The 16504-nt window shown below is 69.3% G+C and carries 18 protein-coding genes and 1 pseudogene; 10 read left to right on the forward strand and 9 right to left on the reverse strand.

Annotation, left to right across the window (positions count from 1 at the left end; translation table 11 throughout):
* Window positions 1-27: 27 nt before the first annotated feature.
* The 5 genes from E0500_RS27925 to E0500_RS27945 all read right to left on the reverse strand — a co-directional run bounded on the left by E0500_RS27925 (window position 28) and on the right by E0500_RS27945 (window position 4296).
* Window positions 28-495 (reverse strand): hypothetical protein, encoded by a 468-nt coding sequence (locus tag E0500_RS27925; protein ID WP_131561369.1) that lies wholly within the window; start codon window positions 493-495, stop codon window positions 28-30.
* 125 nt (window positions 496-620) lie between these two features.
* Window positions 621-818, reverse strand: coding sequence for a DUF397 domain-containing protein (locus E0500_RS27930; RefSeq protein ID WP_131561370.1), 198 nt, complete (start codon window positions 816-818; stop codon window positions 621-623).
* A 449-nt stretch (window positions 819-1267) separates the two neighbouring features.
* The gene (locus tag E0500_RS27935) at window positions 1268-1777 is read right to left on the reverse strand and encodes a DinB family protein (RefSeq protein ID WP_131561372.1); all 510 of its coding nucleotides are present in this window, start codon (window positions 1775-1777) and stop codon (window positions 1268-1270) included.
* Between the two features lie 150 nt (window positions 1778-1927).
* Window positions 1928-2776, reverse strand: a complete 849-nt coding sequence (locus tag E0500_RS27940; RefSeq protein WP_131561374.1) for a class II aldolase/adducin family protein — start codon at window positions 2774-2776, stop codon at window positions 1928-1930.
* A 23-nt stretch (window positions 2777-2799) separates the two neighbouring features.
* Complete coding sequence (locus tag E0500_RS27945) at window positions 2800-4296, reverse strand: sodium:solute symporter (protein ID WP_131561376.1); 1497 nt, start codon at window positions 4294-4296, stop codon at window positions 2800-2802.
* Between the two features lie 340 nt (window positions 4297-4636).
* Here E0500_RS27945 and E0500_RS27950 point away from each other — a divergent pair, with 340 nt between their 5' ends.
* Entirely contained in the window at window positions 4637-6298 is a 1662-nt protein-coding gene (locus tag E0500_RS27950) for a PucR family transcriptional regulator (RefSeq protein ID WP_181587155.1), read from the forward strand.
* Window positions 6299-6418: 120 nt separating this feature from the next.
* Here E0500_RS27950 and E0500_RS27955 read toward each other — a convergent pair whose 3' ends face one another.
* Together E0500_RS27955 and E0500_RS27960 are read right to left on the reverse strand one after the other, a co-directional pair.
* Window positions 6419-6886: a hypothetical protein gene (locus E0500_RS27955; protein ID WP_309505162.1), complete on the reverse strand. Its 468-nt coding sequence runs from the start codon at window positions 6884-6886 to the stop codon at window positions 6419-6421.
* Window positions 6879-7778, reverse strand: a pseudogene (locus E0500_RS27960) (DUF4037 domain-containing protein); the annotation flags it as partial. The gene E0500_RS27955 and the pseudogene E0500_RS27960, both read right to left, overlap by 8 nt.
* A gap of 534 nt (window positions 7779-8312) precedes the next feature.
* On the opposite strand from E0500_RS27960, the gene E0500_RS27965 reads away from it, so the two are divergent.
* The 7 genes from E0500_RS27965 to E0500_RS27995 all read left to right on the forward strand — a co-directional run bounded on the left by E0500_RS27965 (window position 8313) and on the right by E0500_RS27995 (window position 13571).
* Entirely contained in the window at window positions 8313-9458 is a 1146-nt protein-coding gene (locus E0500_RS27965) for a SchA/CurD-like domain-containing protein (protein ID WP_258572965.1), read from the forward strand.
* A gap of 75 nt (window positions 9459-9533) precedes the next feature.
* Window positions 9534-9950, forward strand: a complete 417-nt coding sequence (locus E0500_RS27970) for a cupin domain-containing protein (RefSeq protein ID WP_131557833.1) — start codon at window positions 9534-9536, stop codon at window positions 9948-9950.
* Window positions 9947-11215 (forward strand): beta-ketoacyl synthase, encoded by a 1269-nt coding sequence (locus E0500_RS27975; RefSeq protein ID WP_131557835.1) that lies wholly within the window; start codon window positions 9947-9949, stop codon window positions 11213-11215. The genes E0500_RS27970 and E0500_RS27975 overlap by 4 nt, the downstream gene beginning before the upstream one ends.
* Window positions 11212-12462, forward strand: coding sequence for a ketosynthase chain-length factor (locus E0500_RS27980; protein WP_131557837.1), 1251 nt, complete (start codon window positions 11212-11214; stop codon window positions 12460-12462). The genes E0500_RS27975 and E0500_RS27980 overlap by 4 nt, the downstream gene beginning before the upstream one ends.
* Window positions 12463-12476: 14 nt before the next feature.
* A complete protein-coding gene (locus tag E0500_RS27985; RefSeq protein WP_131557839.1) occupies window positions 12477-12746 on the forward strand; it encodes an acyl carrier protein in 270 nt (89 codons plus the stop codon).
* Window position 12747: 1 nt separating this feature from the next.
* Entirely contained in the window at window positions 12748-13227 is a 480-nt protein-coding gene (locus E0500_RS27990; RefSeq protein WP_131557841.1) for an SRPBCC family protein, read from the forward strand.
* Window positions 13228-13238: 11 nt separating this feature from the next.
* The gene (locus E0500_RS27995; protein WP_131557843.1) at window positions 13239-13571 is read left to right on the forward strand and encodes a TcmI family type II polyketide cyclase; all 333 of its coding nucleotides are present in this window, start codon (window positions 13239-13241) and stop codon (window positions 13569-13571) included.
* A gap of 80 nt (window positions 13572-13651) precedes the next feature.
* On the opposite strand, the gene glpK is transcribed toward E0500_RS27995, so the two are convergent.
* Both glpK and E0500_RS28005 read right to left on the reverse strand, forming a co-directional pair.
* Window positions 13652-15166 carry a glycerol kinase GlpK gene (glpK, locus tag E0500_RS28000; RefSeq protein WP_131557845.1) on the reverse strand — a complete coding sequence of 505 codons (1515 nt, stop codon included), beginning with the start codon at window positions 15164-15166 and terminating at the stop codon, window positions 13652-13654.
* A 16-nt stretch (window positions 15167-15182) separates the two neighbouring features.
* Window positions 15183-16013 carry an MIP/aquaporin family protein gene (locus tag E0500_RS28005; protein WP_131557846.1) on the reverse strand — a complete coding sequence of 277 codons (831 nt, stop codon included), beginning with the start codon at window positions 16011-16013 and terminating at the stop codon, window positions 15183-15185.
* Between E0500_RS28005 and E0500_RS28010 the strand changes: the two genes are divergently transcribed.
* Window positions 15982-16179 (forward strand): hypothetical protein, encoded by a 198-nt coding sequence (locus tag E0500_RS28010; protein ID WP_165934818.1) that lies wholly within the window; start codon window positions 15982-15984, stop codon window positions 16177-16179. The genes E0500_RS28005 and E0500_RS28010 overlap by 32 nt on opposite strands.
* A 32-nt stretch (window positions 16180-16211) precedes the next feature.
* Window positions 16212-16412 carry a hypothetical protein gene (locus E0500_RS28015; protein WP_131557848.1) on the forward strand — a complete coding sequence of 67 codons (201 nt, stop codon included), beginning with the start codon at window positions 16212-16214 and terminating at the stop codon, window positions 16410-16412.
* Window positions 16413-16504 lie beyond the last annotated feature (92 nt).

The raw sequence follows: 16504 nt of genomic DNA on the forward strand, positions 1-16504 counted from the left end.
GCTGTCGGCGCCCCCGCCCTGCCGTGTTCAGGCCGTTGCGGGCCAGAACTGCACGAGGTACTTCTCCACGCCTTCGCCAGTACCTTCCTGCTCGGAGAGTGCCGCGGCCTCGCTGCGCCCGGCGCAGTTCACCCGCACCCGCCAAGAGCCCTCCGACTCGGCTAGCGTGATCACGTCATCGGCCCGCCCCAGGCCCATGGACCACACCGCCACTTCACCGCTGGTCGACTCGAAGCCGGCCTCAGCCTGTTCGTCCCACCGCGAAGGATCCTGTACGGGCGGCTCCCCGTCCCACACCTCCACGGTGACCGCAGCGGTGTGAGTGTGGCCGGCACTGTAGATGTCGAGACGACCCGGGAAGGCGTTCAGGAACACGCCGCCCGCGAAGTCGTCAGGGAACGGGACGGGCAGATCACCGTCATCGGACTCCTGGAACCCGAAGCCGTGATACTCCACATCCGCATCAAGATGTTGCTGCCGGACAAGCTCGGCCATAAGAGCCCCTTTGGCGTGACAAACGACTGGTCATCACCGTGATCGTAAGTCGGTCCTCCCGAAAGTGCATTGGCTGGTTTCCGGGCCGCTGAGGGCCGTAGATGACCCCCATGAGGTGGCTGGTCTCAAATCGCCCGACCTGTGAGCTCTTTCACCAGCGCACGCATCGCCGCGCGCGAGAACACCAGCGGCTGACGCCTCACGTCCTTGGAATCACGCACCGCCACCGACGCTCCCCACTCGGCGATCTCCACACAGTCGTTCGCACCCCCGCTGTACGAGCTCTTCCGCCACCGAGCGAGAGCGAGGTCGACGTCCTGCAGAGCGTTGTGTGGAACGGCGGTGCGCGCGGCTCGTCCAGAAGCTCGGTCTGCCGTCTATCCGACTCCACGACCTGCGTCACTGCGCTGCGACGCTGTCCCTTGCCGTCGGCATTCACATGAAGACCATCCAGACCATGATCGAGCGCTCCTCGTACAAGCTCACCTTCGACACGTACACCAGCTTGCTTTCGCAGCTCGAACTGGAGGCTGCGGACGCACCCGTGACGCTCGTTCCGCGCAAGGCGGCGCGTCAGGGGGAGCAGGCTGACAGACGACTCGGCTGTGTAGCGGCGTGTCCCCGTTCTGTCCCGGCAGATACGAAAGCAGGCCCTTCGGAGATCACTCCGAGGGGTCTGTTCGATGCTCCGCGCCTGGTCAAGGCACAGCGCCCCCGGCAGGATTCGAACCTGCGACACCCGCTTCAGGAGAGAGGTGGACGACCCTGCGGATCAGGCGCCCACGGTCCCGTCGACCCCTTCACGCAGAAAGTCCGCGTGCCCGTTGTGGCGGCCGTACTCCAGAAGCACGTGCACCATGACCATCCGCAGCGACACCTCCTCGGCCCACCTCGGCTGATACCCGGCCAGATCCAGGGACTCGGCCTCCCGCTCGATACGGCGCGAGTACGCCACCTCGGCCTCCCAGGCCGTGAACGCCTCGGCCCTGGTCGATGCGCTCGCGTCGTACGCCGCCTGGAAGTCGATCTCCTCGGACCAGACCATGGGCGCGTCGTTGTCCTCGAACACCCGGCGGAACCAGGCACGTTCCACCTCCGCCATGTGCCGCACGAGCCCGAGCAGCGAAAGCGTGGACGGTGGCATCGACTGCTGCCGCAACTCCTCGTCGGTCAGCCCTTCGCACTTCATTGCGAGGGTCGCTCGGTGGAAGTCGAGGAATGCCCGCAGCATCTCGCGTTCGCTTCCAAAACTGGGTGGCCCTATGCGATTGTCGCTGGTCACTGGCCGTGCTCCTGATCCGTACCGGTATACACGGCCAGTATCCAATCCCGTGGCCGTCGGGCTGACCCGACCCACGAGTCTCGACCTCGGCTGGACGGGGCCTCGCGACCGACAGTTGTGCGGGACGTTCCCGCCGTCACCCCGCCTCGATCAGTCTGCGTAGTCGGGGGCGATGCGTTCCACCAGACGGAGCAGGGCCCGCCAGGCCAGGCCGTATGCCTGGTCGTCCTGGAGGTCGGATCCGTGTTCCTCGCCGCGCAGTTGGCGAGCCGTGAGCTCGCACACGTCGCCGGGCGGCAGCGTGAGTGGGGTACCGCCGGCTTGTGCGGCGAGCTGGATCTCGCAAGCCTTCTCCAGGTAGTACATGCGCAGGAAGGCCTGGGCGGCGGTCTCGCCGACGGTGAGCAGGCCGTGGTTGCGCAGGATGAGCGCGGGGTGGTCACCGATGTCGGCGACGAGGCGCTGCTGTTCGTCGAGGTTGAGGGCGACGCCCTCGTAGTCGTGGTAGCCGACTCGGTTGTGGAACTCCATGGACATCTGGTTGACCGGCAGGAGCCCGTCCCGCTGGGCGGCGACGGCACAGCCGGCCTTGGTGTGGGTGTGCAGCACGCAGTGGGCATCGGACCGGGCGGCGTGGATCGCGCTGTGGATGACGAACCCGGCGGGATTGACCGGGTACGGGGTCGGCTCGACGGGGTTGCCGTTCAGGTCGATCTTGACGAGCTTCGAGGCGGTGATTTCCTCGAAGAGCAGCCCGTAGGGGTTGATGAGGAAGTGGTGGTCGGGGCCGGGCAGCCGCAGCGAGATGTGGGTGAAGATCAGATCGGTCATACGGAAGTGCGCCACGAGCCGGTAGACGGCTGCCAGTTCGCGCCGTAGGCGTTGCTCTTCGTCGCCGTGGTGCTGTAGTCCGGCCGGGGCGGGCTCGGCCGGGACGGGCCTGGCCGCGGCGATGGTGGGGGCTGGGGCGTTGTCAGCGGTCGTGGCGCTGGTGGCCATGGAACTCGGCTCCTGTCGGTGTGTCAGAGGGAGGTGACTGCTGTCTTGGGTTGCGTGGTCGGACTGTCGTCGAGATCGGTGGTCGCCTGCCCGGCGAGGCGGCGACGCCACTGCCCCAGGACATGTGTTTCGGTGGGCCGGGTGGTGAGGCTGACCGCGACGTAGGCGACCAGGCTGACGGCGAGGCCGTAGTAGATGGGTTCGTTGGCGAGCATGCCCTCGGCGGCCATCAGGGCGATGACGGTGACGCTGCCGGCGGTCATCGCCGCGAGCGCCCCGGGCAGGTTGCCGCGCTTCCAGAGCAGGCCGCCGAGGATGGGCACCAACAGGCCGCCGACCAACAGGTTGTAGGCGACGGTGAGCGCTGCGAGAACGTCGTCGAGCAGGCAGGCGAGAGCGATGGACACCACGCCGAGGATGATGATGGCGACCCGGTTGGAGGCGACCTCGTCGTGGCCGTCACCGGTCCGCGGGTGTGCGGTGAGTCCGCCGAGGGCGCGCAGTCGGTGCCAGATGTCGTTGTTGGCGACCGTGGCGGAGGCGATCAGGGCGCCGCTGGCGGTGGACATCATCGCGGACAGGGCGGCGGCCAGCACCAGGCCTTTGACGCCGGTGGGCAGGGTGCTCTTGACGATGGTCGCGAAGGCGCTGTCCGCGTCGGCGAGGTCGGGGTGGAGGATTTTGGTGGCCATGCCGATCACGGCGCCGGCCAGTGCGTAGACCAGGCAGTACAGGCCGGCGACGGTGCCGCCCCATGAAGCGACCTTGTCGCTGCGGGCAGTGAAGACGCGCTGCCAGATGTCCTGACCGATCAGCATGCCGAACGTGTAGATCAGTACGTAGGTGAAGATGCTCTCGCCGCCGATGGAGCCGAACGACAGGTAGCTGTCGGGCAGTTGGGCGGAGAGCTGCGCGAAGCCGCCCGCCTTGACGACCGCTGCCGGCAGCAGGACCACGAGCACGCCGATGCTCTTGACCACGAACTGCACCATGTCGGTGAGGGTGATCGACCACATGCCGCCGAGGGCGGAGTACCCGACCACGATGGTGCCGCCGATGATGACGGCGGCCCAGCGGGGCACGTCGAAGAGGACGTCGAACACGGTGGCGTAGGCGATGGTGGAGGTGACGGCGAGCATCAGGGTGTAGATCCACATCACCAGGCCGGAGATGATGCTGGCCGAGTCGCCGTAGCGAAGGGACAGCATGTCGGCGACGGTGTAGACCCGCAGACGGGCGATGCGCGCGGAGAAGCCGATGCTCAGTGCCAGCAGTCCGAAGCCGATGGCGAAGACCATCCAGGCGCCGGACAGCCCGTAGGTGTAGCCGAGGCGCACACCGCCGATGGTGGAGGCACCGCCGATGACCACGGCGGCCATGGTGCCGGTGTACATGCCGGGGCCGAGGCGCCGTCCGGCGACGAGGAAGTCGCTGGTGGAACGGGCGCGTCTCTTGCCCCACCATCCGACGGCGGCGATACCGAGCAGATATCCGATGATTACCGCGTAGTCGACGCTCATGACGTTCTCCGGTCCTAGGTCCTTGGCGGCCCGCGCCGGGGAACGCGGTACCGGGATGCTCGTGTGCTCTGTGACTCGTGTGAGGGGAGCGGCTGCGCGCAGGACCGGGTAAGGCGGCGGCTTGCTACTCGGGGGTGACAGGCGGGCTTGGCCACGGTGGGGACGAGTGGTGACGCTGGTGCCGGTGCGGAAGGTTTGTGACCGGTGTCCGGTGCCCGGTGGGGTTCGACCACCGTAGGCCGCCGGGCCTTGACACCACACTGTCGGATCTGTCTCATATCGTGACCGCCAAGGGATGAATCATCCCGCCTGTGGAACGCGTCGATCCGAGGAATCGCTCATGCCGCCGACCAGCGCGCCCCCAGCGCCGACCAGCCCCACTCCACCCCCGTCAGACACCCCCGCCGTCCCACTGAGCACCCTCCTCGCCGACGCCGCCCTGGGCCTGCAGCAGGTCGCAGGGCCCACGGAAGACCGCCTCGTCGGCACGATCGGCACCACGGAGCTGGAAGACCCGGCCCCCTACCTGCGCGGCGGCGAACTCCTGCTCATCGCCGGCGTCCGCCTCCCGGAGACCACCGAGGGCGTCGACACCTACGTACAGCGCGTCGTCCGGGCGGGCATCGCGGCGCTCGGCTTCGGTGTCGCCCCGGTGCACGACGAGGTCCCGTCCGCCCTGGTCACGGCCTGCGACCGGCACGGGCTTCCCTTGCTGCGGATCCCGCCCGGGACGCCGTTCGTCGCCGTCAACCATGCCGCCCACGCGGCCATGGCCGAGGCACGGCACCAGGAACTGCGCCAGATCGCCGAGGCGCAGGCCGCCCTCGCCACGGCCGCGGCCCGTCCCGACGCACTGAAGGCGGTCCTGCAGCAGCTCGCCACGCGTCTCGGTGCCTGGGTCGTCCTCCTGAACCCGCTCGGCAGCGAACTCCTCGCCGCCGGCACCCGGCCGGAGGCGCCCGCCGCAGTGCAACTGCGCGCCCTCGCCGCGCGTACCACGGCCCGCGTGCGATCCCGCTCCGCCGATGGACGGCCGCAGCCGCCGACAGCGGCGGCCGAGCATCACGCCGAGTTCCACCTCACGGTGCACAGCCTCCCCGCAGAGATCGCCGACGGCCCGTTCGTCCTCGGCGTCGCAGCCGCCTCCACGCCCACCGCCGTGCACCGCTCCGTGATCGGCACCGCGCTGGTCCTGTTGTCGCTGCTCACCACCCCCCGGCACGCCCTGGGTACCGACACCCGTAGCGCCGCGGCCCTGGTCCGCCTGATGCTCGGCCAGCACCCCGTTGACGTGGCCCGGCTCCTGTCGCCGGCCGCACGGGCTGCGGACAACTGGGTCGTGGTCCACGGTCGCCTCACCAGACCGGGCCCCGGGGCAACGGCGCGCCTCGGCGGCGACCCTGTCCAACTGGCCGCCCTCGGCACGGTCCTGACCACGCCCTACCTCGACATCGACGGCACCAGCCTGCGCGCACTCGTACCCAGCAGCCCCGGTTCCCCGCTGCCCGACCTCGCCTCGGTCGCACGCCTCGGCTGGACCCTCGGCATCAGCTCGCCCGTCGCCGCCGCCGATCTGGCGATCGCCGACAGACAGGCCGATCGCATGTTGCGCCATGCCGTGGCCACCGGCACGTCCTCGGCACAGCACCGCACCCAGGACCTGACCATGCACTCCCTGGTCAGCCCGGGCGACGCCGCGGCACTCGCGCAGGCCCGCTTCGCCCCCTTCGCGGAAGCCCCCGCGCCCGGCCCCGCCGTCCTGCTGGAAACCCTGCGCACCTGGCTTGCCCACCACGGCAACTGGGACCGCACAGCCACCGCTCTCCAACTCCATCGCAACACCGTGCGCCGACGCATCGCCAAGTCAGCCGAACTGCTCGACGCCGATCTTCAGGACCTCGATGTCCGGATGGAGCTCTGGTTCGCCCTCCACTGGCTCCCCGGGGAGCAGGCCACCGGCAAGCAGACGGCAGCTGATCCCACCGAACCGACACCGCCGTGAGCAGGGCTGGGACAACGAGGCACCACCGGCGTCGCCGCACACGCGGGCCGCCCCCGGTACTCACCCACCGGGCTTCGCACAGGGGTTGACGGCCGCGAGGGACGACCCGGCGGGACCTGTTCAGTCGAGGGCTTCCCTCAGCCGTTCACACACCCGCTCGACCTCCGCCGCCCCGGGGAAATACTCCGCTTCACCCATCGCCACCTGCAATGCGGGACCGAAGGCGTTGAACCGGGCCAGGTCGTCCTTTCCGACGGGCTGCACGACGAAGTGGATGTGGCCGGGAACCCCGCCGGCATGCGACCACAGGCACACGTACACCTGCTCCGGGGCCATCACCTCGGTGACGGCAGCGCTCACCCTCTGCAGCAGAGGCCCCAGCTCGCTGGACTCCTGCGCCGTCAACTCGGCGACGTGCACGACATGCCGAGTCGGCTTGACCACAATGGTCCCCGGACCGAGCGGTCCGACGCAGTGCTCGACAACCCAGGACTCGGTCCGCAGCACGTTTCCGCCCGGCAGCGGAACATTCCCCATCGTGAGGTCACACGCCAGACACCCGCCCCGCGCACCGGAATCCTCAGCCACGGTCGCTCCACCAATCCCGGACAGCCCCATGACGCGCCCCTTGCCCTTTCTCACTCACGAAGGCGAGCAGGTCGGTACTGTCCGCCCACTGATCCACGCTTCCCACCAGCGGCAGCGTGCAAAGGTCCGGGTCGGTGACGGTGCGCGCGAGCGCCTGTGCGAAGCGCTCGGCATGCAGGACCAGGAAAGGGCGCGAGTGGTAGCGGCGACGTTTCGGGTCCATCGGTGTGATCAGTCCGGATGCGTTCTGCAGCGAAGCGACGGCCTCGTAGGCATCGCACAGGTGCGCTTCCCGGGTCGGGTAGTCCGTCGCCGTCAGCACACCGCGCAGCGCCGGGGTGAGCGACGCCGCCACCGGCAGTCGGCCGAACGCGCTGCCGAGCCACTTGCTGTAAGGGGCGTAGCGGCGCTCAAGCAGCAGGCAAAGGCGCATCATGTCCCGCACCAGGCGGGCGGCCACGAGGGCCGAACCGATGTCGTCACCGACTTCCGCGCAGCGCCCCACGAACGCCTCTTCCTGCGAAACACGCTGCCACTGACACGCCAACAGGTACCGCCACACCTGCTCCGGGTACCACTCCAGCCTGCGCCGGCAGTCGGTGAGCGTACCGAGCTCATCGTGGAACACCGCGCCACCGGTGGTCTCGGCGAGCCGCTGCTGCGGCATGGCCAGCCATTCACGAACGGTCAAATCCGACTCGGCGGTACGCAGTCCGAGCTGCTCGGCCAGCCATTCGTTTACGTCGTACACGTCCACGCGGTGGTTGACCGGGCCATCGGTCAACTGCATGCGGCCGACCGGATCCAGCGATTCGTCCCTCTCCTGGAAGTGGGTGGGCCAGCCCCGCACCTGCTTCGGCAGCCGCTCGGCCAGCATGCGAGGGATGTTCGCCGGCGAGGGTGCCGGATGGCCGTCCTGGGCCGCTAGGTACCGGTGACGGCCTCGGCAGGGGATGAGGGGACGGCCCCGGCAGGGTATGCCAGGGCCGTCGCCGTGCGATCGGAGATGCCAGGTTTGTTCGCGTCTCGCTGCTCGACGCGGCATATGCGCCCGCTGAGCATGTCCGGGCCCGCGAGGGTAGCCCAAGCCGCAACCTGCGCCACAGCCCTGTCAGCAGCAGGCGGCAGCGGCGATCACCGGGCAAGGGGAAGAACAGGCTGTGGTGGCGTAGCGCGGACCTGTTCGGCGCCGCCACGCGCATCGACCGATGGGCTGGGGGCTGACGGGCTGTGGGCTGACAGGCTGTAGGGGGCGATGCCCGGGGCATACCCGCGCCGCATGAGACGGAGGGGCTGGACGTTCACCCGCATGGCCCGCCTGGTTCGCGGTGCCGCACGGCACGACACACGATCGTTGCCATGCGGCCGATACGCGCCCCCACGTGGTGCGACGGTCCGCCCCGTTCCACAGGAAGAGGTGCTCCGGATGGCAGTCTCCCCAGCCGTGTCGATGATCCCGGACGGTGTGTCCACCACCGCGTTCGACGGGTCCCGAGTGCGGGTCGTGCTGATGCTGGACATCCATGACGGAACACAGCAGGAGTTCCTCGACGCCTACGAGCACATGTGCGAGCAGGTCGCCGCGGTGCCCGGGCACATCAGCGACCAGCTCTGCCAGTCACTGGAGAACCCCACCCAGTGGCTCATCACCAGCGAGTGGGAGAGCGCACCGCCCTTCCTCGCGTGGGTCAACAGTGAGGGCCATCTGGAGATGGTCAAGCCCCTGCAGGGCTGTGTCCGCGACACCCGGTCGATGCGTTACACCGTCCTGCGTGAGACCTTCGGCAAGAAGCACAAGTCGCGTGCGGTGGCCCGGAAACGGCTGCAGTCCGCGCCGCGTGTGGGCGGCAACACGGTCCGGCAGGCGCTGACCTTCACCGTCAAACCCGGCAGTGAGTCCAAGGTCGCGGAGATCCTGTCCGGTTATGCGTCGCCCGAGGCCCGGGTGGACGAGACCACCAGGCTTCTCCGTACCTCACTGTTCATGCACGGCAACCGTGTCGTCAGAGCGGTCGAGGTACAGGGCGAGCTGCAGGCCGCGCTGCGGCACGTCGCCCGGCAGCCCGAAGTACGCGCCGTCGAGGAGGCCCTCGACCCGTATCTGGAACAGGAACGGGACCTCCGCGACCCGCAGTCCGCCCGGCTGTTCTTCACCCGGGCCGCGGTCCCGGCCGTCCATCACGTGGAGTCCGGTCGCCGGGTGGGCCCGGACGTGCAGCGGTGCGCGTTCTACTACCCGGCGAGGCCCGGGACCGGCCAGGCACTGGCCCTGCTCCTGTCGCAGCAGGACGTGGCCGCCACGGGCGACCCGGCCGGTCCGGTCCTCGCCTGCACCGTCTTCCACCGCGACGACCTCGTCGTCCGGCTCGTCGACATGGAAGGCGAACCGGAGGACGCGCCCGGCGCCGCGCTGGCTCTGCGCACGTCCGCCGTCATCGCCGAGGCAGGGCGAATGCTGGATGCGGGAGCACTCGGTATCGACGAGCCCCTGGCGGACGACCGGATGCTGCCGCGGCTCCTCACGCACGCCCGGATGAAGCACGTCACCGACCGCCGGGCGTCGGCTTCCTGACCCGGCTGCCGTCCCAACGCCGCATCCCGTCCCCCACCTTCGCCCCCACCTTCGCATCCTGCTCCGGAGACCGACATGGCAGAACAGCACGCACGCATCGTCGACCTCAGCGGCATCGCGCCCAACCGCCGGCGCGGCGGCGACATCCGCGCCCTCCTCACACCCACCACGGTGGGGTCGACCAGTGGATTCATGGGCGTGGCCATCGTGCAGCCCGGGGAACGCATCGCCGAGCACTACCACCCGTACTCCGAGGAGTTCGTGTACGTCACCCACGGCACCTTCGAAGTGGACCTGGAGGGCGAGCCCCACGCCCTCCGGCCCGGCCAAGGGCTGCTGATCCCGCTGAACACGCGGCACCGCTTCCGCAACGTCGGCGACAGCGAGGCGCGCATGGTCTTCCACCTGGGCCCGCTGGCCCCTCGGCCGGAACTCGGTCATGTCGACACGGAGGAGACGGAAGGGACCGCGCAGGCCGAGGTGGTGTCATGAACCGGCGGGTCGCCGTCACCGGCGTAGGTGTCGTCGCCCCGGGCGGAATCGGCATATCCCAGTTCTGGGACCTGCTCTCCAACGGGCGTACGGCGACGCGCCGGATCTCCCTCTTCGACCCGGTGGGTCTGCGCTCACAGATCGCGGCCGAGTGCGATTTCGACCCGGCGGCACACGGACTGGACGACGAGACCACCGGGCGCTGCGACAGGTACATACAGTTCGCGCTGGTCGCCGCCAGAGAGGCGGTCCGCGACGCGGGCCTCGACCTCCAGCAGACGGACCCCTGGCGGATGGGAGCCAGCTTGGGGAGCGCGGTGGGGGGCACCACGCGACTCGAACACGACTACGTCCTCGTCAGCGCGAACGGCGCGCGATGGGACGTCGACGACCGGCGGGCGGAGCCGTCACTGCACCGGGCCTTCACCCCGAGCACCCTCGCCTCCGCCGTCGCCGAGGAGTTCGGCGTCCACGGCCCGGTGCAGACCGTCTCCACGGGGTGCACATCCGGACTCGACGCGGTGGGATACGCGTACCACGCCATCGCCGAGGGCCGTGCCGACGTATGCCTCGCGGGCGCCTCGGACTCACCGATCTCGCCGATCACGATGGCGTGTTTCGACGCCATCAAGGCGACCTCTCCGAACAACGACGACGCCGCGCACGCCTCCCGCCCCTTCGACGCCCACCGGGACGGATTCGTCATGGGGGAAGGCGGCGCCGTACTCGTCCTGGAGGAACTCGGACACGCGCGTGCCCGAGGAGCGGAGGTGTACTGCGAGATCGCCGGCTACGCGACGTACGGCAACGCCTACCACATGACCGGGCTCACCAAGGAGGGCCTGGAGATGTCGCGGGCGATCGACGGCGCCCTCGCCCAGGCCGGCATCAACGGCACCGACATCGATTACGTCAACGCGCACGGCTCGGGCACCAAGCAGAACGACCGCCACGAGACCGCGGCGGTCAAGCGGTCACTGGGCGACCACGCCTACGCGATCCCCATGAGCTCGATCAAATCCATGGTGGGCCACTCGCTCGGTGCGATCGGCTCCATCGAGGTCGCGGCCTGCGTACTCGCCCTGTCCCACCAGGTGGTACCGCCAACGGCCAACTACGAGACCCCGGACCCCGAATGCGACCTGGACTACGTGCCCCGCGTGGCACGCGAGCGGAAGCTGCGCCATGTGCTGTCGGTGGGCAGCGGCTTCGGCGGGTTCCAGTCCGCGGTCGTCCTGACCGGGCCTGAGGGGAGGCGGCAGTGAACAGGCAACGCCCCAGGCAAGCGGTCGTCACCGGCCTCGGTGTGGTGACACCGCACGGAATCGGTACCGACGTCTTCTGGAAGACGGTCAAGGAAGGCGGAAGCAGCCTCGCGCCCCTCGGCAAGGAAGGCTGCGAACACCTCCCCCTGCGGATCGCGGGCGAGGTGCGCGACTTCGACGCGGACGCCCTGATCGAGGGGACCTTCCTCGTCCAGACCGACCGGTTCACGCACTTCGCGATGGCCGCGACCCAACTCGCCCTGAACGACGCCGGTTTCGGGCGTGCCGACATGGACTCGCCGTACTCCGTGGGCGTGTTCACGGCCGCGGGCTCCGGCGGCGGCGAGTTCGGCCAGCGCGAACTCCAGAAACTGTGGGGGCAGGGACCGCGCCACGTCGGCCCCTACCAGTCGATCGCCTGGTTCTACGCGGCCAGCACCGGTCAGATCTCGATCCGCAACGGCTTCAAGGGCCCCTGCGGTGTCGTGGCCGGCGACGAGGCCGGCGGCCTGGACGCCCTGGCACACGCCGCCCAGGCCGTACGGCGCGGCACCGACGCGATCGTCGTCGGGGCCACCGAGGCCCCACTGGCCCCGTACTCGATCGTCTGCCAGCTGGGTTACCCAGAGCTGAGCCGGAACGACGACCCGCAACGCGCCTACCGGCCCTTCACCACTGCCGCCTGCGGGTTCGTGCCCGCCGAGGGCGGAGCGATGCTCGTGGTGGAGGAGGAGCGGGCGGCGCGCGAACGCGGGGCCGACCCACGAGCGACACTGGCCGGCCACGCGGCGACGTTCACCGGCGCCTCCCGCTGGGAGGACTCCCGGTCCGGGCTGGCCCGGGCGATCAGCACCGCACTGACGGAGGCCGACTGCCGCCCGGAGGACGTGGACGTCGTGTTCGCGGACGCCCTCGGAGTGCCCGAGGCCGACGAGGCCGAGGCGCTGGCCCTCACCGACGCACTCGGCCCGCACGCACGGCGCGTGCCGGTCACCGCGCCCAAGACGGGAATGGGGCGCGCCTACTGCGCGGCACCGGTGCTCGACGTGGCGACCGCGGTGCTCGCCATGGAGCACGGGACGATCCCGCCCACACCCAACGTCTTCGACATCTGCCACCACGTGGACCTCGTGGTCGGCCGTGCACGCCCTGCCGAGCTGCGCACGGCACTGGTTCTCAGCCGCGGACTCATGGGCTTCAACTCGGCGCTCGTCCTGCGCCAGGGCTCCGTTCCGCCCCCCGAATGAAGGAGTGCATCCGTATGACCGACCAAGTGGACCACCAGGTGACCATCGACGATCTGGCCGAGCTGATGAAGCGCACCGCCGGAGTGAGCGTCGACCCCCTCATTCTCGAAGAGGAGTCCGGCTCCGGCTGGGACACCTTCGGCCTGGACTCCCTCGGCCTGCTGGGCATCGTGGCCGAGCTGGAGAAGCGCCACGGCATGGGCCTGCCCGAGCAGATGGAGCGTTGCAAGACGCCCGCGGACTTCCTCGCCGTGGTGAACGGCGTCCTGATGAAGGGAGCATGACATGGCAGCCCACACCGAGAACGAGATCACCATCGCGGCACCCCTGGACCTGGTCTGGGACATGACCAACGACATCCAGAACTGGCCGCGGCTGTTCAGCGAGTACGCCTCCGTCGAGGTGCTCAGCCGCGACGGCCACCGCACCACCTTCCGGCTCACCATGTTCCCCGACGACCAGGGCCGGGTGTGGAGCTGGGTGTCCGAACGCGTCGCGGACCGTATGACGCGGACCGTCTGGGCCCATCGCGTCGAGACCGGCCCCTTCGAGTACATGAAGATCCGCTGGGAGTACACCGAGACACCCCACGGCACCCGGATGGACTGGATCCAGGACTTCACGATGAAGCCGGACGCACCCGTCGACGACACCGGGATGACAGAGATCATCAACCGCAACTCCCGCGAACAGATGGCCCTCATCCGCGACCGGATCGAACGGGCCGCGGACGAACGCCGCAGCGCCGCGGTCCTCACCGACTGAAGGGGACCCCGATGCACCACACCCTGATCGTCGCCCGCATGGCGCCCGGCGCGGCACCGGACATCGCCGAGGTCTTCTCCGAGTCGGACAGCGGCGAACTGCCCCACCTCGTGGGAGTCACCCGACGCAGCCTCTTCGAGTTCGGTGACGTGTACCTGCACCTCATCGAGAGCGAGCGCGACCCCGCACCCACCATCGCCAAGCTGGCCGGCCATCCGGAGTTCCGCGGCGTCAGCGAGCGGCTCGCCCCGTTCGTCTCCGCCTACGACCCGGAGACGTGGCGGAGCCCCAAGGACGCGATGGCACGCTGCTTCTACCGCTGGGAACGGGACACCGCGGGCTGAGTGTCGTCCTTCGAGCCGGGTCCCACCCACACGGCCCACCGACGCCCCTTGCGAGCGTCGGTGGGCCGGTCGCATGAGGGCTACTCGACGTCAACCCAGTCGAGGCTGCGCTCCACGGCCTTCTTCCAGCCCGCGTAGCCCTTCTCCCGCTCATCGTCGTTCCATTGCGGTTCCCACCGCTTCGACTCGTGCCAGTGCAAGCGGAGTTCGTCGGTGTCCTCCCAGAAACCGGTGGCGAGTCCGGCCGCGTACGCGGCGCCGAGCGCGGTGGTCTCGGCGACGACCGGGCGGCTGACCGGTACGCCGAGGATGTCGGCCTGGAGCTGCATGCACAGGTCGTTGGCGGTGACGCCGCCGTCGACGTGCAGCACGTCGAGGGCCACCCCGGAGTCCCGCTCCATCGCTTCGGCGACGTCGCGGCTCTGGTAGCAGATGGCCTCCAGGGTCGCCCGGGCGAGGTGTGCGTTGGTGTGGTACCGGGCAAGGCCGACGATCGCGCCCCGGGCGTCGGAGCGCCAGTACGGCGCGAACAGACCCGAGAAGGCCGGTACGAAGTAGATGCCCCCGGTGTCCTCCACCTGCCGGGCCAGAGCCTCGACATCGGAGGCGGAGGAGATGATCCGCAACTGGTCACGGAGCCACTGCACGGCGGACCCGGTTACCGCCATCGACCCCTCCAGTGCGTACACCGCGGGGGCGCCCGCGAACTGGTACGCCAGTGTGGTCAGCAGGCCGCTTGTGGACCGGACGATCTCCGTGCCCGTGTTGAGGACCAGGAAGTTGCCGGTGCCGTAGGTGTTCTTGGCCTCGCCCGGGCGGAAGCAGACCTGGCCGACCGTGGCCGCCTGCTGGTCCCCGAGGACCCCGGTGATGGGTACCGCGGTGCGCAGCGGACGGCTGGTGCGGGTGGTCCCGAACGCCTCCGGGTGCGAGGACGGGTTGATGGCCGGGAGCATGGCGCGCGGAATGCCGAAGACGTCGAGCAGTTCGTCGTCCCAGTCGAGGGTTTCGAGATTCATCAGCATGGTGCGGCTGGCGTTGGTGACGTCCGTGGCGTGGACGCCGCCGTTCGGACCGCCGGTGAGGTTCCACAGGACCCAGGCGTCGGTGTTCCCGAAGACGGCCCGCCCCCTCTCGGCGGCCTCCCGGACACCGTCGACGTTCTCCAGGATCCACTTGATCTTGCCGCCGGAGAAGTACGTCGCCGGCGGGAGCCCCGTCCTGCGCCGGATGAGGTCGCCGTGCTCCCGCTCCAGCGCGGCCGCTATGGAGTCGGTGCGGGTGTCCTGCCAGACGATCGCGTTGTAGTACGGCTGACCGGTTGTGGGATCCCAGATGACCGTGGTCTCGCGCTGGTTGGTGATCCCGACGGCCGCCAGGTCGGCGGCGGACAGGCCGCCCAGGCGGACGGCGTTCTGCATCGTGGAGTTCGTGCGTTCCCAGATCTCCACGGGGTCGTGCTCGACCCAGCCGGAGCGCGGGAAGATCTGTTTGTGTTCGAGTTGGTGGTGTGCGACCTCCCGGCCGTCGTGATCGAAGATCATGAAACGGGTGCTGGTGGTGCCTTGGTCCACCGCACCGACGAACTCGGGCATGGCGGCCCCTTTCCTTTCACTCGTCCGGCGCGGGCACTTGGCCCGGTTCCTGCTCGGTGACCGGCAGGTAACGGCTGATCAGCAAGCGGTAGAGCAGCGCACCGACCAGGCCCCCGATGAGGGGCCCGACAATCGGCACCCAGAAGTAGAGGTCGCCGTACTGGTCACGCCAGGCACCTCCATAGCCCGTCAGGAACGACGCCAGCCGGGGCCCGAGGTCACGGGCCGGGTTGATCGCGTAACCGGCGTCGGTCCCCCACCCCATGCCGATGACGACGACGATCAGGCCGATGATGAACGGGGCGAGATTCGCCTGCGGCGGCGTGTTCAGCAGATCGGTGACCGCGAAGATCAACAGCACCAGCACGGCGGTGCCGATGATCTGGTCGCGCAGGGCGCCCAGTTGGCTGATGGGGAGGACACCGTTGCCCGGCAGTGTGGAGAACACGATCTGTGTCTTGTCGGTGTGGTGGGGGTCGGCCTTCGCCAGTACCTCGGTGTAGTTCCAGCGCACCAGCAGGGCGGCCACGAAAGCGCCCGCTGTCTGGGCCAGGGAGTACGGCAGGACCTTGTACCAGGGGAAGCCCTTGAAGGCCGCGAGCGCGAGGGTGACCGCGGGATTGAGGTGGGCGCCGCTGAGCCGGGCCGCCACATAGATGCCCATGACGACGCCGAGTCCCCAGCCCCAGGCGATGCTGTCGTGGCCACCCAGTGCACCGTGGGTCAGTGCGCCGCCGGCGATGACCTGCGCGACGGCACCGCATCCGAAGAGAATGAGGATCATGGTGCCGGCGAACTCGGCCGAGAGTTCACCCATGAGACGTGCCCTCGACGTGGTTGCCGGCATGTTCCGCACCTCCCGTCCGGTCGGCCCGGCCCATCGTGATCACGTACCGGTCATCGTCACCGGCACGGCCGGGAGCGGCATCCACGGGCGGGCCGTTCGGGTGGGCCACAACCCCGTGCCGGAGCGCGGTGACGTCCGAGCGGTGTGGCGAACGGGTGACCTGTGACAGCCTGGCCGCGGTTGGGTCGTTGAACGGTCATGGACTTCTTCGGCGACAGCCCCGACACGGGCCCCGCTCACTGGCTTGCCGGTCTCGATGAGGACCCCTGCGCGTGGTGCGTGCAACTGCGGGACGCCGACGCCGTGGCCCGACAGGTGCCGACCGTCGCGAAACGTCTGCCCGTGCCCTGGACGGTGCCACTGGGACTGTTCCGGCGTCTTGCGCAGGCCGACAGGTGAGGGCGGTGAGGACGGTCATGGTCGCTCTGACCGCCGTCACGATCGTCGCCGCGGCCCTGTCGGTCGTCCTGGCGGGATGAGCCACCCCCGAG

This window comes from Streptomyces sp. KM273126 (genome assembly GCF_004337435.2).
GTDB classification, from domain to species: domain Bacteria; phylum Actinomycetota; class Actinomycetes; order Streptomycetales; family Streptomycetaceae; genus Streptomyces; species Streptomyces acidicola.

What these genes read in the sequence shown, in the direction of transcription:
- E0500_RS27925 (WP_131561369.1), bottom strand. Translation starts at nt 495, where the DNA reads ATGGCCGAGCTTGTCCGGCAGCAACATCTTGATGCGGATGTGGAGTAT.
- E0500_RS27940 (WP_131561374.1), bottom strand. Translation starts at nt 2,776, where the DNA reads ATGGCCACCAGCGCCACGACCGCTGACAACGCCCCAGCCCCCACCATC.
- E0500_RS27945 (WP_131561376.1), bottom strand. Translation starts at nt 4,296, where the DNA reads ATGAGCGTCGACTACGCGGTAATCATCGGATATCTGCTCGGTATCGCC.
- E0500_RS27950 (WP_181587155.1), top strand. Translation starts at nt 4,637, where the DNA reads ATGCCGCCGACCAGCGCGCCCCCAGCGCCGACCAGCCCCACTCCACCC.
- E0500_RS27965 (WP_258572965.1), top strand. Translation starts at nt 8,313, where the DNA reads ATGGCAGTCTCCCCAGCCGTGTCGATGATCCCGGACGGTGTGTCCACC.
- E0500_RS27970 (WP_131557833.1), top strand. Translation starts at nt 9,534, where the DNA reads ATGGCAGAACAGCACGCACGCATCGTCGACCTCAGCGGCATCGCGCCC.
- E0500_RS27975 (WP_131557835.1), top strand. Translation starts at nt 9,947, where the DNA reads ATGAACCGGCGGGTCGCCGTCACCGGCGTAGGTGTCGTCGCCCCGGGC.
- E0500_RS27985 (WP_131557839.1), top strand. Translation starts at nt 12,477, where the DNA reads ATGACCGACCAAGTGGACCACCAGGTGACCATCGACGATCTGGCCGAG.
- E0500_RS27990 (WP_131557841.1), top strand. Translation starts at nt 12,748, where the DNA reads ATGGCAGCCCACACCGAGAACGAGATCACCATCGCGGCACCCCTGGAC.
- E0500_RS27995 (WP_131557843.1), top strand. Translation starts at nt 13,239, where the DNA reads ATGCACCACACCCTGATCGTCGCCCGCATGGCGCCCGGCGCGGCACCG.
- glpK (WP_131557845.1), bottom strand. Translation starts at nt 15,166, where the DNA reads ATGCCCGAGTTCGTCGGTGCGGTGGACCAAGGCACCACCAGCACCCGT.
- E0500_RS28010 (WP_165934818.1), top strand. Translation starts at nt 15,982, where the DNA reads ATGAGACGTGCCCTCGACGTGGTTGCCGGCATGTTCCGCACCTCCCGT.
- E0500_RS28005 (WP_131557846.1), bottom strand. Translation starts at nt 16,013, where the DNA reads ATGCCGGCAACCACGTCGAGGGCACGTCTCATGGGTGAACTCTCGGCC.
- E0500_RS28015 (WP_131557848.1), top strand. Translation starts at nt 16,212, where the DNA reads ATGGACTTCTTCGGCGACAGCCCCGACACGGGCCCCGCTCACTGGCTT.